The sequence below is a fragment of the Pseudomonas sp. MYb2 genome, from assembly GCF_002979955.1.
Lineage (GTDB): Bacteria > Pseudomonadota > Gammaproteobacteria > Pseudomonadales > Pseudomonadaceae > Aquipseudomonas.
In genome coordinates this window covers 1-18,356 of record NZ_PCQC01000005.1, presented here as the reverse complement: position 1 = coordinate 18,356, position 18,356 = coordinate 1, and the positions used below count along the sequence as shown (strand labels likewise).

The window sequence follows — 18,356 nt, the reverse complement described above, 5'->3', positions numbered from 1 at the left end:
TTGTTCAGAAGGTCGATGCCGTCCGGTTCTGCTGATCGCGCTGGGCCACCCAGTGTTCGATCAGCTCGCGCAGTTGCGACAGCTCCACCGGTTTCGCCATGTGGCCGTCCATGCCCGCCTGACGTGCACGCTCTTTATGCTCGGCGAGGATGTGCGCGGTCAACGCTACGATCGGTGTGCGGATGCGCTGATTGCTGACTTCCCACGCGCGCAATTGCTGGGTCGCCGAGAAACCGTCGAGGATCGGCATTTCGCAGTCCATCAGCACCAGATCGTAACGCTGCGCCTTCATCGCCTGCAGGGCCTCTTCGCCGTTGCTGGCGGTGTCGGGTTGCAGGTTGAGCTTGCCGAGCATGCCGCGAATCACTTTGGTCGAAATTGTGTTGTCTTCGGCGACGAGGATGCGGAAGTCGCTCGGTACTTTGGCTGCCGTGGCCGGGGTGACCACTTGCGGCTGGAACACCACCTGGCCTTTGTTGCGCTGGTTCAGTTCATCCGCCAGCGTGGTCTTGAGCGTGTAGCCGGCGACCGGTTTGGCGAGGATGCGCTTGATGCCCGAGTTGCGCGCGATGATCTTGCTCGGCGCGTTGCTGATACCGGTGAGCATGATCAGCAGAATGTCGTGGTTCAGGCTTGGATCTTCCTTGATCTTGGCCGCCAGTTGCATGCCGGTCATGCCCGGCATGTTCTGGTCCAGCAACACCACATCGAAGTAATCGCGCAGGTGTGCCTTGGTACGCAGCAGTGCCAGCGCTTCCTTGCCGGATGGCACGGCGCTGACGTTCAGGCCCCACGCACTGCATTGCTGGACCAGGACTTTGCGGCAGGTGTCGTTGTCATCGACTACCAGCACGCGCGCACCTTGCAGCGGACTGTCGAGATCGGAGGTCGGGTGTTCGAGGCGATCCGGATCCAGCGGCAGGGTCAGCCACAGCGTGCTGCCCTGACTGGCACCACTCTTGATGCCGAATTCGCCCTGCATCAAACGAATCAGTTGTCGCGCGATGACCAGCCCGAGATTGCCGCCCAGGCGATTCGCCGAGAGAAAGTGTTTGCTGTGCAGTTCGGCGTGCATCAGCGCGTCGCGTTCTTCCTGCTCCATCGGCGCACCACTGTCCTGCACGGCGATGCGCAGGCGCGGTTTGCTGCTGCGTTCGTCAAGCGCGACAACAATCAGCACTTCGCCTTCAGCGGTTTTCTTCAGGGCATTTTCCAGCAGACTCAGCAGGGTCTGGCGCAGGCGTGTCGGGTCGCCACTGATTACGCGCGGCACTTGCGGCTGGATAAAGCTGATCAGCTCGACGTTCTGTTGTTCGGCCTTGGCGCGGTAGATGCTCAGGCAGTCATCGATCAAGGCATTGAGGTCGAACTGCACGTCGTCCAGTTCGATCTGCCCGGATTCGAGCTTGGAGATGTCGAGGATCTCGTTGATCAGCGTCAGCAGTTCGTTGCCGGCGCTGTGGATGGTCTGCACGTAGTCGCGTTGCTTGACCGACAGCGGCGTACCCAGCAGCAGTTCGGTCATGCCCAGTACGCCGTTCATCGGCGTGCGGATTTCGTGGCTGATCTTGGCGAGGAACTCGGCTTTGGCGTTGATCTCGGCATTGCTTGCGGCGAGATCGCGGCTGACGCTGAAACGGCTTTCGGTGATGCTGCGCTGACGCTCGCCGAGGGCGATGCTCATCAGCAGGCCGCTGATGCAGATGAATGCCATCAGGGTCATGATCAAGCCTTGCGGAGAGACCAGTGTCAGCCCCAGCAAGGCAGGAAGAATGATCAACGTGCCGATGTTGAACACCACCATCGCCGCGACGAACAGACGCGCCGGACGATAACCCTTCTGCCAGTGATAGAACGCGACAACCAGCATGCTCAGGCCGGCCAGTGCCACCAGTGCATAAGTGATGATGTTCAGCGGCAGGGTGTTGACGAACAGCAACAACAGGCTGCAGGTCACGATAAACAGAATGTCACCCAGCAACAGTTTGTTCAGCGGGTGCGGGCCGAGCGGGGCGAAAAAGCGATAGGCGAACATCAACCCGGCTGGGGCGGTCAGCAACAGTGCCAGATAGGCGCCCGGCGTCTGCACCGCGTGCCAGTTCGGCAGCCAGGGGCCGGCGAGGTTGAGCAGCAGCAACAGACTGAGGCCCAACAGGCCTTCGCAGACCGCCAGCCACAGGCTACTGCGCGACCGCGAGTAGGCGTAGCGCACAAGATTGTGCAACAGCAGCATGGCGAGACAGCCGAACAGCAAACCGAAGACCAGCGTCTGATTGTGGTTGGCTGCGCTCATCACCGCCGATTGCAAGGTGACGTGCGGGCGCAATTGATGGTCAGACACCAGACGCAGATAGACATCGAGGGGTTTGTCGCTCTGCGGCAGTGGCAGCATGAAGTCGCTGCTCGGCAACGGTCGTTCGGCCTGTGGCTGATCGGTACCGGTGTTGAGTTGCTCGATCAGCTTGTCGCCGTCCAGCACGTAAAGATTGAGCTGTGACAGATCGGGAGCAAAGATGCGCAGCACTTGTTCGTGCTTGCCCGGCGCCAGTTTGAAGCGCAGCCACAGGGCGCCGTCGGGCTCGGACGCGGTGAGGCGGTCAAGGTCGATGGGGCTGAATTGATTGGTGTAGCGAGCGGAGCGGATGTCGCTCAGTTGCAGATTGCCCTGATCGTCGAGCAATACCGACCAGCCACTGCCTTGCGCGGCCTGGGCCGGGAGCATGCAGAGCAAGGTCAGCATCGTGACGGTGAAGCTTATGGCAATCCTGAGCCAGCGCACGGCGAAATCCCTTCGTAGGTTGATGCCAGAATATAACGATGCGCGGCGGCGGAACAGCCCGGCGAGGAGCGGTATCCCTCGCCGGGCTTGATCGACAGCTTATTCCTGGGTTTCGCCACGTTCACGGGCAATGGCGCGGTAGCCAATGTCCTTGCGGTAGAAGCAGCCTTCCCAGTCGATGGCCGCTGCCAGCTTGTAGGCTTGCTGCTGAGCTTCACTCACGCTTGCGCCCATTGCCGTGGCGCAGAGTACGCGACCACCGGCAGTGACGACCTGGCCATCTTGCAGCGCAGTACCAGCGTGGAAGACTTTGCCTTCCAGCTTCGCTGCCGCGTCCAGACCATTGATCGCTGCACCCTTGGCGTAATCGCCAGGGTAGCCGCCAGCGGCTAGCACGATGCCCACGCTCGGACGTGGATCCCACTGTGCTTCGACCTTGTCCAGCGCTTGCGCCAGCGCGGCTTCGACCAGCAGCACCAGGCTCGATTGCAGGCGCAGCATCACCGGTTGGGTTTCCGGATCGCCGAAGCGGCAGTTGAACTCGATGACTTTCGGGTTACCGGCCTTGTCGATCATCAGACCGGCATAGAGGAAACCGGTGTAGACGTTGCCTTCTTCGGCCATGCCGCGCACGGTCGGCCAGATGACCAGATCCATCACGCGCTTGTGCACGTCGGCGGTGACCACCGGGGCAGGGGAGTAGGCACCCATGCCGCCAGTGTTCGGGCCGCTGTCGCCGTCGCCAACACGTTTGTGGTCCTGGCTGGTAGCCATCGGCAGCACATTCTTGCCATCGACCATGACGATGAACGAAGCTTCTTCGCCGTCGAGGAACTCTTCGATCACCACGCGCGAACCAGCGTCACCGAAAGCGTTGCCGGCGAGCATGTCGCGCACAGCGTCTTCGGCTTCGGCCAGGGTCATGGCGACGATCACGCCTTTACCGGCGGCCAGGCCATCGGCCTTGATCACGATCGGTGCGCCTTTTTCACGCAGATAAGCCAGCGCTGGCTCGATCTCGGTGAAGTTCTGGTAGTCGGCGGTCGGGATCTTGTGGCGTGCGAGGAAGTCCTTGGTGAAGGCTTTCGAGCCTTCCAGCTGTGCAGCGCCGGCGGTCGGACCAAAGCAGTCCAGGCCACGCGAGCGGAACAGGTCAACGACGCCAGCCACCAAAGGCACTTCCGGGCCGACGATGGTCAGGGAAACGTTTTTCTCGGCGAAGTCGGCCAGTTGCTCAAGGGCCAGCACGTCGATGGCGACGTTCTCGCACTTGGCTTCGATGGCGGTGCCAGCGTTGCCCGGTGCAACGAACACCTTCTGCACGCGTGGATCCTGAGCCACTTTCCAGGCCAGGGCGTGTTCACGGCCACCGCTGCCAATGATCAAAACATTCATTTCAAAAACCTCGGATGACGCTAATTCTGTGGGGGCTGATCGTTCCCACGCTCTGCGTGGGAATGCCTCTACGGACGCTCTGCGTCCAAGGGACGCGGAGCGTCCCGGGCTGCGTGCCCACGCAGAGCGTGGGTACGATCAAGCAATAATCAGTGACGGAAGTGGCGCATGCCGGTGAATACCATCGCGATGCCGGCTTCGTCAGCGGCGGCAATCACTTCAGCATCACGCATCGAACCACCCGGCTGGATCACCGCAGTGATACCGACCTTGGCCGCGTTGTCCAGGCCGTCGCGGAACGGGAAGAACGCGTCGGAGGCCATCACCGAACCAGCAACTTGCAGGCCTGCGTGCTCAGCCTTGATCGCGGCAATACGCGCCGAGTTTACGCGGCTCATCTGGCCAGCGCCGACACCGATGGTCTGACGGTTTTTGGCGTAGACGATGGCGTTGGACTTAACGTACTTGGCAACTTTCCAGGCGAAGATCAGGTCGTGGATTTCCTGTTCGGTCGGCGCGCGCTTGGTCACGACTTTCAGGTCATCGGCGCTGATCATGCCAATGTCGCGGCTCTGTACCAGCAGACCACCGTTGACGCGCTTGTAATCCCACGCCGCAGCGCGGTCAGCTGACCACTCGCCGCAGGCCAGCAGGCGCACGTTGGCTTTGGCCGCGACGATGGCGCGGGCTTCTTCGCTGACGCTTGGAGCGATGATCACTTCAACGAACTGACGCTCGACGATCGCTTTGGCGGTCTCGGCATCCAGTTCACGGTTGAAGGCGATGATGCCGCCGAATGCCGACTCGGTGTCGGTGGCGTAAGCCAGTTCGTAGGCCTGACGAATGCCGCCTTCGGCGTCCGGGCTCACTGCCACGCCGCACGGGTTGGCGTGCTTGACGATGACGCAGGCTGGCTTGACGAAGCTCTTCACGCATTCCAGCGCGGCGTCGGTATCGGCCACGTTGTTGTACGACAGCTCTTTGCCTTGCAGTTGGGTCGCGGTGGCGATGCCGACTTCGGCAGGCTTGGCTTCCACGTAGAACGCCGCGCTCTGGTGCGGGTTCTCGCCGTAGCGCATTTCCTGGGCCTTGATGAACTGGCTGTTGAAGGTGCGCGGGAATTCGCTGCGGCCTTCAGTGCTCAGGGTTTCAGCCGCTTGATTCACGGTGCCCATGTAGTTGGCGATCATGCCGTCGTAGGCCGCAGTGTGTTCGAACGCCTTGAGCATCAGGTCGAAACGCTGAGCGTAGGTCAGGCCGCCGGCCTTCAGGCCTTCGAGCACGCTGGCGTAATCGCTGGCATTCACCACGATCGCTACGTCTTTATGGTTTTTCGCTGCCGAACGAACCATGGTCGGGCCGCCAATATCGATGTTTTCGATGGCGGTCGGCAGGTCGCAGCCTGGCTTGTTGATGGTGGCTTCGAACGGGTAGAGGTTGACTGCAACCAGATCGATTGGCTTGATGCCGTGCTCGCTCATGATCGCGTCGTCAATACCGCGACGACCGAGGATGCCGCCGTGGATTTTCGGGTGCAGGGTTTTCACCCGACCGTCCATCATTTCGGCGAAACCGGTGTAATCCGCGACTTCCACTGCGGCAACACCGTTGTCGCGCAGCAGCTTGAACGTCCCGCCGGTGGAGAGGATCTCGACGCCCAGAGCTTCGAGCTCCTTGGCGAATTCGAGGATCCCGGTCTTGTCGGAAACGCTGATCAAGGCGCGGCGGATCGGCAGGCGGGTAGTCTGGTCGGTCATCTCAATTTCCATCAAAAGCAAAGGAAGTCAGCAAAAAAGGCGACCGTTTTTTACGCGGGCGCCTTTCTGGTTTGATTGAATGCTTACAGCAGATCGTACTGCTTGAGTTTCTTGCGCAGCGTGCCGCGGTTAAGTCCCAGCAGCTCACTGGCCTTGGTCTGGTTGCCCTTGACGTAGTTCATCACGCTTTCGAGCAGGGGAGCCTCGACTTCGGAGAGCACCAGGTTGTACACATCCGTGACGGACGCGCCCTCAAGGTGGGCGAAATAATTGTGCAGCGCCTTCTCGACACTCCCGCGAAGGGTCTGACCTTCTTCGCTCGGGGTATTGAGGTGCTGTTTCAAATTCACGTTGTCGCTCACGGGTGTTGTTCCACTCACTAAAGTCTCGGTCATCATCGTCATGCGGCCACCCCTTCTTCGTCCCCTGTCAGGCTCTTGTAATGCTCGGCGAAGAACTCCCGAACATTGGCGCATTGTGTTTCCGTACCATCCAAACGATTGAAGTGGGCGCGAAACTCCCTGGCGCCCGGCAAGGTTGCGAGATACCAGCCCACATGCTTGCGTGCAATGCGCACGCCCATCACATCCCCATAGAAAGCGTGAAGTGCGGCCAGATGCTCCAGCAGTATGTGTTCCACTTCGATCAGCTCCGGTGCCGGCAATTTCTCGCCCGTGCGCAGGTAATGATCGATCTCGCGAAAAATCCATGGCCGCCCTTGGGCGGCGCGGCCTACCAACAGGCCATCGGCACCGGTCGCGTCGAGCACGTAACGGGCCTTCTCTGGCGAATCGATGTCGCCATTGGCAAACACCGGAATCGACACCGCTTGCTTGATCGCGGCAATCGTGTCGTATTCGGCTTCACCCTTGTACAGATCGGCGCGCGTGCGGCCATGCACTGCCAGCGCGGTGATCCCGGCCTGCTCGGCGATCTTCGCCACGGTCAGGCCGTTCTTGTTGTCGCGATCCCAACCGGTGCGGATCTTCAGGGTCACCGGCACATCAACTGCCGCCACGACAGCGTGCAGGATCTCGGTGACCAGTGCTTCGTCCTTCAACAACGCGGAGCCGGCAGCCTTGTTACAGACCTTCTTCGCCGGGCAACCCATGTTGATATCAATAATCTGTGCGCCGAACTCAACGTTGGCCCGGGCCGCATCCGCGAGCATCTGCGCATCGCCACCGGCAATCTGTACCGAGCGCGGCTCGGGATCGCCTTCGTGGATCATGCGCAGGCGCGACTTGCGGGTGTTCCACAAGCTCATGTCGCTGGTGACCATTTCCGAGACAACAAGCCCTGCGCCCAAACGCTTGCACAGCTGACGAAAGGGCTGATCGGTAACTCCCGCCATCGGGGCGAGAATCAAGCCGTTCTGCAATGTGTATGGGCCGATGCGTACCGCCGACATAGGACTTCCCTGAAGTGGGGCCGGATCATGAGAGTTCGAAAAAGGGTTGGCATGATACCCGCTCTCGATGACTGGATAAAGGCTGAATTGAACAAAATCTGAACAGTTATTCTGTTATTGCCAGCGGTTTGGTTGTGCAGGGCAAAGTCAGAAAAACGTTGTCAATTCGCAAACGATGAAGCGTTTCACTCGGGGGAGTGAAAGTTCAGGCTGTAATTCACCGCTTTCGGGCCCGGATCGAGAATGTCCAGCGCGATATGGATTGGCGTCTGCGGCGGCATTTCCGCCAGGCCTTCGAGATCACCGCTCAGGTATTCGCCAGGTTTGAACCGACGACTGGCGATCAAGTGGCCATTGAGGTCGGCGAAACGCAGCTCGAGCAGCGGAAACGGCTGGGAGAAGGTCGCGCGGTTATAGATGATCGCGTCGACTACCAGCGCACCGCTGAATTCCGGATGGCTGCGCACCACCAGATTGCTGCTCTTGATCCGCGCGATGTCGACTTTCGACGGCACGGTGCAGCCGATCTGCGGGCAGATTTGCTGGAACCACGGCCGGTATTGGTCCTGGCGCGCCAGTTCCTCGAAATGATAGGCAACGTATTGGCCACCCAGACCACCTGCGGCGAGGAGCACCAACAACAGCCAAAGCAGGCGTCGGCCCCACGGCGAACGGCGCTTTTGCCAATCAAGCTGCAGTGGATCGTCAGTCAGATCCTGAAGCGCTTCGGCCCTTACGCTGGTTTCTGCGCGTTCGCGTTTTTTGCGCGCCGGCGCGATCACCGGGAGAACGTCGTCATCACTTTCGTCGCTGGCCGAAAAGCGTTCGCGGCGCGCGTTCGGGTCAATCGGGTCGTGCAGACGCAGTTGCGGAATCGCCGGCTCGTCATCCAGATCCACCGGTTCCAGCGACAGCGAGGGTTCGGTGCGCTCGGATCTGACCGGTTCGATGTCGGCGACTTCTGGCTCGTCTGCCTCGGGCTCGGCCGTGTGCTCATCGGCGCGCTCGCTGAACAGGCTGTCGCGCCAGACGGTTTCGTCCGGCTCCGGGCTGTCGCGGCGTGCGCTCAGGGAGTCTTCGCGTTGACGACCGAATTCGGTGGTTGGCTGGATTTCCCGTTGTTCGAGGCGAGCGAGTTCTTCGTCCAGATCGAGGCTGTCGAGGTCCAGTTCCGAGGCGCTCCACTGCTTTTGACTGATGGCGCGCGGCACTGGTGGTTCGACGACGGGCGGCGGCTCGATAACGGGAGCTGCCTCGATGATCGGGAGTGGCTCGACAATCGATGGCGCAACCGGCGTCACCGCGTCCTTGCCGGCGTGTTGTTCCAGCAGCTGTTTGGCCGCGTTGAACACTTGCAGGCAGGAGCCGCAGCGAACCACCCCGCGGGCCACGCTCAATTGAGCATGGCTGACACGGAAACTGGTTTGGCAATGCGGGCACTGGGTGACGAAGCTGTCGGTCATGCGGCGATCCGGATTATGCAGGCGGTCATTCTAGCGCCGACGGCCGGTGATGCGCACCCAGCCATCGCGATTGGCGATCGGATCGAGATCGAAGTCCTGCGCGTAAGCGGCGGCGACTTCGTCACCTTGTTCGGCAAGAATGCCCGATAGCGCCAGACGACCACCGGGCTTGACCAGTCCGGACAGCTGCGGCGCCAGCGAAACCAGCGGGCCGGCCAGGATGTTGGCGACCAGCACATCGGCTTGAACCTGCGGCAGATCTTCCGGCAGGTACAGCGGGAACAGTTCGTCGGCAATGTTATTGCGACCGGCGTTGTCGCGCGAGGCTTCCAGCGCCTGCACGTCAATGTCGGTGCCGACGGCTTGTTTGGCGCCGAGCAACAGGGCGGCGATCGCCAGAATCCCCGAGCCGCAGCCGAAATCCAGCACGTTGCAGTCTTTCAGGTCTTGGCCGTCGAGCCATTCCAGGCACAGCGCGGTAGTCGGGTGCGTACCGGTGCCGAAGGCCAGGCCCGGATCCAGCAGCAAATTGACTGCATCAGGCTCGGGCGCGGCGTGCCAGCTCGGCACGATCCACAGGCGCTGGCCGAAACGCATCGGCTCAAAACCGTCCATCCAGCTGCGTTCCCAATCCTGATCTTCGATGACTTCGCTGTGATGCTCGGGCAGCGGGCTGCCGGTCAGCAGTTCCAGATGGGCCAGAACCGGTGCAGGTTCGGTGCCGCCTTCGAACAGCGCCAGCAGATGCGTGTGCGCCCACAGCGGGGTGGTGTTGAGTTCCGGTTCAAAGATCGGCTGATCTTCGGCGTCCATGAAGGTCACCGACACGGCGCCGACTTCAAGGAAAGCGTCTTCGTAGGTTTCGGCTTGTTCCGGGCTGATGGCGAGACGTACTTGCAGCCAAGGCATGGCGGGCACCTTTGAAAAAATATTGATTGCAGCCTAGCGGCCTGCGAGAAGCGCGCAAGTTTACGCGAGCGCGGCGCAGAACACGAACATGGTTGAAGATCAAAAGATCGCAGCCTGCGGCAGCTCCTACGCTGAAATGCGACCCCCTGTAGGAGCTGCCGCAGGCTGCGATCTTTTGACTTTGCTGCAGAAACAACAAAGCCGCCCGAAGGCGGCTTTGTCTGGTGCGGGCTGAAGCTTAGTGCTTCTCGCCAGCCAGCTTGTGCTCGAGGTAGTGAATGTTCACACCGCCCTTGCAGAAGCCTTCGTCACGAACCAGATCACGGTGCAGCGGGATGTTGGTCTTGATCCCGTCAACCACGATTTCGTCCAGGGCATTGCGCATGCGTGCCATGGCTTCGTCGCGGGTCGCGCCGTAAGTGATCAGCTTGCCGATCAGCGAGTCGTAGTTCGGTGGGACCGCATAACCGCTGTACAGGTGCGAATCGACGCGAACGCCGTTGCCGCCTGGCGCGTGGAAATGCTTGACCGTACCCGGGCTCGGCATGAAGGTTTTCGGGTCTTCAGCGTTGATCCGGCATTCCAGCGAGTGACCGCGGATCACCACGTCATCCTGAGTGAACGACAGCTTGTTGCCAGCGGCGATGCTGAGCATCTCCTTGACGATGTCGATACCGGTGACCATTTCCGAAACCGGGTGCTCCACCTGAACACGGGTGTTCATTTCGATGAAGTAGAAACGACCGTTCTCGTACAGGAACTCGAAAGTGCCGGCGCCGCGGTAACCGATGTCGATGCACGCCTTGACGCAGCGAGCCAGAACTTCCTGACGCGCTTTCTCGTCGATGCCCGGTGCCGGCGCTTCTTCGAGAACCTTCTGGTGACGACGTTGCAGCGAGCAATCGCGGTCGCCCAGATGGATGGCGTGGCCCTGGCCGTCGGACAGAACCTGCACTTCGACGTGACGCGGGTTGGTGAGGAATTTTTCCAGATACACCATCGGATTGCCGAACGCCGCGCCTGCTTCGGTACGGGTCAGTTTGGCGAAGGCGATCAGGTCTTCTTCCTTGTGTACCACGCGCATACCGCGACCACCACCGCCACCAGCGGCTTTGATGATCACCGGATAGCCGACTTCACGACCGATGCGCAACGCCGTTTCTTCGTCTTCCGGCAATGGGCCGTCGGAACCTGGAACGGTCGGTACGCCCGCTTCGATCATCGCGTGCTTGGCCGAAACCTTGTCGCCCATCAGGCGAATGGTGTCAGCTTTCGGGCCGATGAAAGCGAAGCCGGAGTTCTCGACCTGCTCGGCAAAATCGGCGTTTTCCGCGAGGAAGCCGTAGCCTGGGTGAATGGCGGTAGCGCCAGTCACTTCAGCGGCAGCGATGATGGCCGGAATGTGCAGGTAGGACTGAGCGGCAGATGCCGGGCCGATGCAGACGGATTCGTCTGCCAGACCCAGGTGCATCAGCTCTTTGTCGGCCTTGGAGTAAACGGCGACGGTCTTGATGCCCATCTCTTTGCAGGCACGCAGAATCCGCAGGGCGATCTCACCGCGGTTAGCGATCAGAACTTTTTCCAACTTCGCAGTCATCAAAGGCTCTCCGCAGTTCAAACGATGGTGAACAGCGGTTGGTCGTACTCAACCGGCTGGCCGTCTTCGACGAGGATGGACTCGATCACACCGCTGGTTTCAGCTTCGATGTGGTTCATCATCTTCATGGCTTCGACGATGCACAGAGTGTCGCCTTTCTTCACGGTCTGGCCGACTTCAACGAAGGCTGGCGAGGCTGGCGAAGATTTACGGTAGAAAGTGCCGACCATCGGCGAACGGGCAACAGTGCCGTTCAGCGCTGGAGCAGCAGCGGCAGCCGGGGCTGCAGCAGCCACCGGAGCAGCAGCAACAGGCGCGGCGGCCGGTGCTTGCATCGGAGCCGGCGCGTAGTACTGCTGAGCCGGGGTCTTGCTGTGACGGCTGATGCGTACGGACTCTTCGCCTTCCTTGATCTCGAGCTCGTCGATGCCGGACTCTTCCAGCAATTCGATCAATTTCTTAACTTTACGGATATCCATGAATCATCAACTCCCAAGGGTCGGTCAGGGGCGCTTAACGCTTGTAGTTCAAGTCGTTGCCGGTGTTTCAAGCTGTTCTAGTGCAGCCTCCAGGGCCAGTCGGTAACCGCTGGCGCCAAGGCCGCAGATCACTCCCACCGCTACGTCGGAGAAGTAAGAGTGATGGCGGAAAGGTTCGCGTTTGTGCACGTTGGACAAATGCACTTCGATGAATGGGATGCTCACTCCCAGCAACGCGTCACGTAATGCGACACTTGTATGCGTAAAAGCTGCTGGATTGATCAGAATGAAATCGACACCTTCGCCGCGTGCGGCGTGGATGCGGTCGATCAATTCGTACTCGGCATTGCTTTGCAGATACAGCAGATGATGGCCGGCTTCACGGGCGCGGCGCTCCAGATCCTGATTGATCTGCGCCAGGGTCGTTGAACCGTAAGTGCCGGGTTCGCGGGTGCCGAGCAGGTTCAGGTTGGGGCCGTGCAGCACCAGGAGGGTTGCCATCTGCGTAGTCCTTGTTATCAATGAGCATTCGTCAGAACCCGGCGACTATGCCGCAAAGACTTTGTGACTGTCCAGTTCTATGCAATAGCCAGCACGATGGCCGATGTTTGCGCGAAATATGTGACCAAGTGATTTGATCCGGTCATTTCTGCAAGATAGGCGGTGATACAAATGACGCTATCGCGAGCAGGCTCACTCCTACAGTTGGAATGCGTTCCCTTGTAGGAGTGAGCCTGCTCGCGATAGCGGTCTATCAGACACGAAAGGCCTGAACGGCTGTATGTAGTTGCCCGCCAAGTACCAGCAAGTTCTCGCCTTGTTCGCGCCCCCGGCCGATACGCACCAGATTATCCCCACCCAATTGATGAATCCGCTCGCTGTGATCGCGAATCTCGCTGACTGCACCGCTTTGCTGCGCGGTGATATCGGCAATGCGGATCGCCGTGTCGGAAATGGTCTGGATCGCACCGACGATTTTATCCAGCGCACCGTCCGCCGCTTGTGCCTGATTGGCCGTGGCTTCAGCGTGTTCGACTTGTGCGCGCATGCCTTCGACCGATTGGCGGGCGGCGGTTTGCAGGCCGGCGATCAGCGTTTGAATCTCAGCGGTTGCGCCAGCCGTGCGTTGTGCCAGCGAACGCACCTCTTCCGCTACCACAGCAAAGCCGCGGCCCATTTCACCGGCACGCGCCGCTTCAATCGCCGCGTTCAGCGCCAGCAGATTAGTCTGGTCAGCAATCGAGCGAATCACCGTCAACACGCCGCCGATGGTGGCCGACTCTTCGGCCAGATGTTCGATCATCTGCGCGTTGCCTTGCACTTCACCGACCAGTGCGTGCAGGCCGGTCAGGCTCTGGCCGATCACAGTCTGGCCATGTTCGACCGCCAGTCCGGCGTGACGGCTGGCATCCGCCGCCTGCTGTGCATCGCCGGCAACTTGCTGAATGGTCGCTTCCAGTTCGCCGAGGGAATCGCGGATCAGCGCGGTGTCGCCGGCCTGATGTTCGGCGCCGCTGTGTAAGTCGTTGCTCAGTTCGGCGAGGGTGCGACTGCTGCCCGCCACTTGTTCGGCATTGCCGCGAATGGTCCCGACCAGGTCGACCAGATAGGCGCGCAGGCGGTTCAGCGACGCTTCGATGTCGTGCAGTTCACGGTTGGTTTTGCCCAGATGAATGTCGCGGCTGAAGTCGCCCTCGGCCCAAGTCGACAACGCCGGCGCGAGGCTGGTCAGCGTGTGCGCCAGGCGCCGTTGCAAGGTGTCGATCAGTAAAGCGATGAGCAGAATCAGACCGATCATCATGCCTTGGATCAGACGTACTTCGCCCTGGATCTGCCCGTGCTGGGCACGTACCACCGGCTCAAGACCGGCGATGGCCTGCTGCACGGCGGCGATTTTCTGGTGAGTAGCGTTGCTGAGGTCGGTGCGTTTCTGGATCTGATCACGGGTACGCGTCAGCTCAGCCGGGTAGCGCCCGAGCAGGCTGTTGAGTTCGCGTTTGAAGCCTACACCGGCATCTTCGGCAACGGTTTTTTCGGTGTTTTCGATACCCATCATCGCGGCGAAATCATCACTGCCCGACTCGCTGCTGGCAACCACGCCGAGCAAGGGCAGGGCATCGATCAACTGCGCCTGTGCGCGGATGTTGCTGACCTCGCGCTCAACGTCAGCGGCCAGTTCACTGCGCCCGCTGCTGACCAGTTTGTCTCGCGCCAGCGACAGTTTGCCCACGTGCTGAGAGGCGACGAGCAGCGGTGTCATATAAGCCGCGTTGCCACTGGCATAGGTGCTGAGTTGATCGAGGCTGGCACTCAATTCGCGCTCGGCCTGCAACAACAAGGCTTGCGGGTCACCGGCCAGTTTGCCGGCAGCGAGCAGGTCGGTTTTGCTGAATTCTTCCAGGCCGGTCAGGCTCGGGCGCAGGGTGTCGGCCAGCGGCGGCGGTAATTCATTCAGTTCTGTCTGCAGGCCGGCGATGGCCTGGCTGGCGCTGCTCAGGCGCAGGGCATCGCCACTGGCGAGGTAATCCTCGACGTTGCGCGCCACTTCATTTTGAAATTGCTGAGACAAGCCCAAATACCGTTCCATCAACAGATATGGACGTTCGAGGGCTTTTTGCGACCACCACAGCGTGGCGCCGAGTGCGAGGCACACGGCGACCAGCAGCAGCGTATTGAGATTGGTGAGCAACTTCAGGCGCATGACGGCTACCAACGGCAGAAATGGTAAGCGCCTGAATTTATTGCGGTTCTGTTACAGGGTTATGACCGAATCAGTGGATTCCGATGAAAAAGTGGCACTTTGCTTTGAGTCGCGCGCAGTCTGCACGCGATTGCGCCCGGCACCCTTGGCGCGGTACAGCGCTTCGTCGGCCTGACTGGCCATCATCAGGCTGTCGCAGTCGTCGTGCATTTCCACCACGCCGGCACTGAAGGTGCACCACAAGTCCTGCGGCTGCGCGGGATAATGAATTTCGGCGAAGCGCTGGCGAATTTCGTCGAGCACTTTGTGCGCGGCGTCTATATCGGTGTCGGGCATGACGATGGCGAATTCTTCGCCGCCGTAGCGGCCGATGAAGTCGGTTTTGCGCAAACGCTGTTTGAGAAACAACGCGAGGCTCTTGATCACGCGGTCGCCCATCGGGTGGCCGTGGCTGTCGTTGACCCGTTTGAAGTGGTCGATGTCGAGCATGGCAAAGCTCAGCGGCTTGTTCTCGCGGCGGGCGCGGAACGAGCAGTCTTCGAGCAATTGCAGAATGTGCGTGTGGTTGTACAAACCGGTGAGGCTGTCGCGCACCATTCGCGCTTTCAGATTGCGTGCGCGGGCGGCGCGGTTACGCACGGTGGTGATCAGGTGGCGCGGCTTGATCGGTTTGGTCAGGAAGTCATCGCCGCCCTCGCTCATGGCGTCGAGTTGCTTGTCCAGATCGTCTTCGGCCGACAGGTAGATGATCGGCACGCTGACATAGCGATCGTTGTGGCGAATCACCTTGGCCAGCTCAGTGCCGGTGCAGGCCGGCATGTACATGTCGAGAATGATCAGATCCGGCTGGAAATCCGCCAGCTCGGCCATTGCCTGAATCGGTTCGATCAAGGTGCGCGTGACGATCCCGGCGCTGTTGAGCAGGCGCTCGGTGTGCAGGGCCTGTGCGCGCGAATCGTCGATGATCAGCACTTTGTACGGTTCGTACTGGGCGACGCAGGTGAGCACTTCGATCTTCTCCAGCAGGCTCGACGCTTCGAGGGTGCCGGTGAGGAACTCCTGGCCACCGGCGCGCACGGCGGCGAGACGGGTCGGGGTATCGGTTTCGTGCAGGCTGAAAAACAGCAGTGGCAGCGGTTCGTCCAGACCGACCTGGGCTTCAGCGGCGAGTTTCAGGCCGACGCCGGCACCGCTGAAATCCACGTCCATGACGATCGCCGCTGGCAGGCGCTCGACCATCGAGGAGCGAAACGCCGACACGCTGTCCAGCGCCTGCGCGGTGAGGCCGAAGAATTCCAGTTGCTTGGCCAGTCGTTCGGCGCGGTCGTGATCCTGCAGCATCACGTAGATCGGTTTGCGCAGCGGCGGCAGGAAGGTCTGATCGAGTTGATCGCCATGCCGCAGGCCGGTGCGCGACAGACGCTGCATCAAACGATTGAGGTCGGTGATCAGCCCGCTGCTGAGACGGCCGCGATTGGCGTCCACCGCTTCCAGCGACTGACTGATGTGGCGCGCGAGTTGAGTGTGTTCCGGCTGTTCGAAGCGCTCGGCAAAACGCAGCAGGCGCAGGTTGGCCTCGCTCAGTTCGGCGAGGTCGACGGTGGACCACTCACTGCGTTGCAGGCGCTGCCATATCTCAAGAATCTGACGTGCCTGATGAATTACCCGCTGGGCAAAGTGGTGCTTGAGACGCTCACGGCTGGGGTCTTCTGGCTCGGTCATATCCTGACTACTAGTTAGGCTGCATGCTGAGATCGACTGGTGGCTCTATGCTAGCACCTCTTTTCCCTTAGACGAGTGTCGTACGTCAATAATCTGCAATGCGTCACCATTCAGTTTCTGACCGATTGGTTTTGATTTTGACCTTGTCGTCGGCGATGCGCCGGATTTACAGGTGCCAAGGGACGTTTCCTATCGTGTGCGAGGAAGCTTCGTGGCCTCGGATGGTCATCGTCTGACAGGGCTTTCTGATTTTACGTCGAAGTGATTTCACAGCGTTTTTTGCTTGGTAGGGTTCAGGGATTCCCCTAGAAGCTGTCCGCCCGACATGAGCCAGTGTTTCAACGAACATGCCAGCGATGAACAACGCCTGAACCACAACACCGTGCCCGTGGCCGATTGTGAATGCAGTGAAGAATGGCTGTATGGCGAAAAGGTGCGCGTGACCGAGGTGCCGGTGCTCACGTGCCACTGCCTGTGGCGCGAGTATCAGCGCCAGGCCGAGGACATCGTTGCGCCCGAGGGCGTCTTTATCGCTGACCCGGTCAAGCGCAACCGCGCGATCAACGCGGCGTACGCCCGACTCTGGCAACACGACAAGCGATTCCAGTGGGCCGGTTTGGCAGCGTTCGCGTCGAAGCAGGTGGGCTGTGGCTTGCTGCACGCCGCTGAAAGTATCGAACGTATCCGCGAAGAACACGAAGCGCGCCAGCGAGTGCGGGAAGGGCGGCGTCAGTCCGGATTGCTGACGCCGGGAAAAATGCCGGAGCAGACCGAAGACCTGCGGGAATACGAAAAGGCGCAGGCGCGTAATCCTGTGCCGTCCGTGGATTTTCGCGCCAGCGGCGAACAGCTGTCACTGGTGCAGCAACAGTTCCAGCATGTGTACGAGATGATGGCGATGGGTAATACCACGCTGTTTCTGGATGTTTATCCGTTGCATCAGTTTTATGCGGTGCGTGGGTTGGGGGAGTTGAAGAGGTGTTTGGAAACGAGAAAACAGATTCATGGGCACGCTAAGTTTCCAGTGCTTTGGCCGGTGGGGCAGGCAGTACTTGGTTTCGGTAAGGATTACGAAGAGATTCGGAAAGCATTCGAAGCCATAGACGCAGGAAGTATTGCCGAAAGCGTGGAGCATCTAGCCTGGCACGAGCAGCGAAATATTCTTCAGCCAACCATTTATGAAAACGGCCACTTGGTCTCATTGCTTCGCGGTAATCATTTTTCCTACGTTACTGGCTTCCCTTCTGGTGTCGCTCAGGCCATCGAGTTGACCCTGACCAGCCAATGTCAGCGTGTCGATGATGGTCGTACCATCGATTTTGCTCGCAATCCGCTAGCAGACCTCTCCGATATCAAGCAGCGAATGGAATTTGTACTTCGGGCCGCATCTCGTTTTGACCAGATGCTCAATGACGAAAATAGAAATTCAATGGCGCAATCCATAGGTGAAATCGCTGCCATGGAGGGCGCTTGATGACCTCGCGCATTTCTCCGTTGAACTGCCGTCGCTGGGCACGGCTGGCGCTTTGCGTAATTTTGGCAATGGTCGCTGGACATCAACTCATGCAGCCGTTGTGGGGCGATCCCGTGATTGCTATTCAGATGGGCGGACCGTATGAATATATGGAGGCGCATTCAACGGCGCCTTTCAGTGCATGGGGGCGAGGCAGTAAAAGCGTTTCGGGTGGTATTCCGAAAGTCGACGCCCGTCTACGTTTTGTCGATCCGCAGTATGGATTCGAGACGCCACTGGCCCGTTTTTTTACGGTGACGTTCGTCCGCAATCTGGTCGATGACATCCGCATGTCCCCGCAAATCGAGCCGTTGCTGATCGACGATGCCATGAAAGTGGTTCTCGACCTGCAAGCTCAATGGTGTGCAAAAGGCTGGAGGCCGGTGGGAACCCGGCGCTATCCCACCATTGCTGATACGCCCGAATGGCGAGCCTATCTCAGCCCCGGCGTACTCCAAGGACATGCTTATTGGCAGGCCGGTGACAAGTACCAGGTGATGTTGATATTGGCGCGATTCAGAGACTCCCGGCATCCCGATCAGGAACGCTATCTCATCACTCTTGATATCGGCGAAGCGTGGCGGCTTTTTGAGGAAGAGGAGGGTCGCTTCGAACCCCACCATTCCCCCC

General features: G+C 60.0%; 14 protein-coding genes. 2 read left to right on the top strand and 12 right to left on the bottom strand.

The genetic code is table 11. The features are described 5' to 3' along the window. Positions 1–4: 4 nt before the first annotated feature. From CQ009_RS09490 to gcbA, 12 genes are all read right to left on the bottom strand, one after another. Positions 5–2,779 carry a hybrid sensor histidine kinase/response regulator gene (locus CQ009_RS09490; protein ID WP_064388751.1) on the bottom strand — a complete coding sequence of 925 codons (2,775 nt, stop codon included), beginning with the start codon at positions 2,777–2,779 and terminating at the stop codon, positions 5–7. Between the two features lie 99 nt (positions 2,780–2,878). Continuing rightward, the gene (gene purD / locus CQ009_RS09485; RefSeq protein ID WP_064388753.1) at positions 2,879–4,174 is read right to left on the bottom strand and encodes a phosphoribosylamine--glycine ligase; all 1,296 of its coding nucleotides are present in this window, start codon (positions 4,172–4,174) and stop codon (positions 2,879–2,881) included. A gap of 149 nt (positions 4,175–4,323) precedes the next feature. Further along, positions 4,324–5,931: a bifunctional phosphoribosylaminoimidazolecarboxamide formyltransferase/IMP cyclohydrolase gene (gene purH, locus CQ009_RS09480; protein WP_007914589.1), complete on the bottom strand. Its 1,608-nt coding sequence runs from the start codon at positions 5,929–5,931 to the stop codon at positions 4,324–4,326. A gap of 83 nt (positions 5,932–6,014) precedes the next feature. Further along, positions 6,015–6,335 (bottom strand): DNA-binding transcriptional regulator Fis, encoded by a 321-nt coding sequence (gene fis / locus CQ009_RS09475; protein ID WP_002555375.1) that lies wholly within the window; start codon positions 6,333–6,335, stop codon positions 6,015–6,017. After that, positions 6,332–7,342 carry a tRNA dihydrouridine synthase DusB gene (gene dusB, locus CQ009_RS09470; protein WP_064388755.1) on the bottom strand — a complete coding sequence of 337 codons (1,011 nt, stop codon included), beginning with the start codon at positions 7,340–7,342 and terminating at the stop codon, positions 6,332–6,334. The genes fis and dusB overlap by 4 nt, the downstream gene beginning before the upstream one ends. A gap of 185 nt (positions 7,343–7,527) precedes the next feature. Then, positions 7,528–8,805 (bottom strand): DUF3426 domain-containing protein, encoded by a 1,278-nt coding sequence (locus CQ009_RS09460; RefSeq protein ID WP_105705782.1) that lies wholly within the window; start codon positions 8,803–8,805, stop codon positions 7,528–7,530. Positions 8,806–8,835: 30 nt separating this feature from the next. Beyond that, on the bottom strand, positions 8,836–9,714 hold the full coding sequence (gene prmA / locus CQ009_RS09455) for a 50S ribosomal protein L11 methyltransferase (protein WP_064388759.1): 879 nt from the start codon (positions 9,712–9,714) through the stop codon (positions 8,836–8,838). Positions 9,715–9,952: 238 nt separating this feature from the next. Beyond that, positions 9,953–11,311, bottom strand: a complete 1,359-nt coding sequence (gene accC / locus CQ009_RS09450; RefSeq protein ID WP_064388761.1) for an acetyl-CoA carboxylase biotin carboxylase subunit — start codon at positions 11,309–11,311, stop codon at positions 9,953–9,955. A 17-nt stretch (positions 11,312–11,328) separates the two neighbouring features. Continuing rightward, on the bottom strand, positions 11,329–11,790 hold the full coding sequence (gene accB / locus CQ009_RS09445; RefSeq protein WP_064388763.1) for an acetyl-CoA carboxylase biotin carboxyl carrier protein: 462 nt from the start codon (positions 11,788–11,790) through the stop codon (positions 11,329–11,331). A 48-nt stretch (positions 11,791–11,838) separates the two neighbouring features. Next, on the bottom strand, positions 11,839–12,291 hold the full coding sequence (gene aroQ / locus CQ009_RS09440; protein WP_008078187.1) for a type II 3-dehydroquinate dehydratase: 453 nt from the start codon (positions 12,289–12,291) through the stop codon (positions 11,839–11,841). Between the two features lie 253 nt (positions 12,292–12,544). After that, positions 12,545–13,588 (bottom strand): methyl-accepting chemotaxis protein, encoded by a 1,044-nt coding sequence (locus CQ009_RS30350; RefSeq protein ID WP_371920134.1) that lies wholly within the window; start codon positions 13,586–13,588, stop codon positions 12,545–12,547. 954 nt (positions 13,589–14,542) lie between these two features. Then, positions 14,543–16,213, bottom strand: coding sequence for a diguanylate cyclase GcbA (gene gcbA / locus CQ009_RS09430; RefSeq protein ID WP_105705778.1), 1,671 nt, complete (start codon positions 16,211–16,213; stop codon positions 14,543–14,545). A 325-nt stretch (positions 16,214–16,538) separates the two neighbouring features. On the opposite strand from gcbA, the gene CQ009_RS09425 reads away from it, so the two are divergent. Both CQ009_RS09425 and CQ009_RS09420 read left to right on the top strand, forming a co-directional pair. Beyond that, complete coding sequence (locus CQ009_RS09425; protein WP_105705776.1) at positions 16,539–17,687, top strand: DUF2515 family protein; 1,149 nt, start codon at positions 16,539–16,541, stop codon at positions 17,685–17,687. Then, positions 17,687–18,356 (top strand): hypothetical protein (locus CQ009_RS09420; protein WP_105705774.1); only part of this gene is annotated, 670 nt, incomplete at its 3' end. The genes CQ009_RS09425 and CQ009_RS09420, both read left to right, overlap by 1 nt.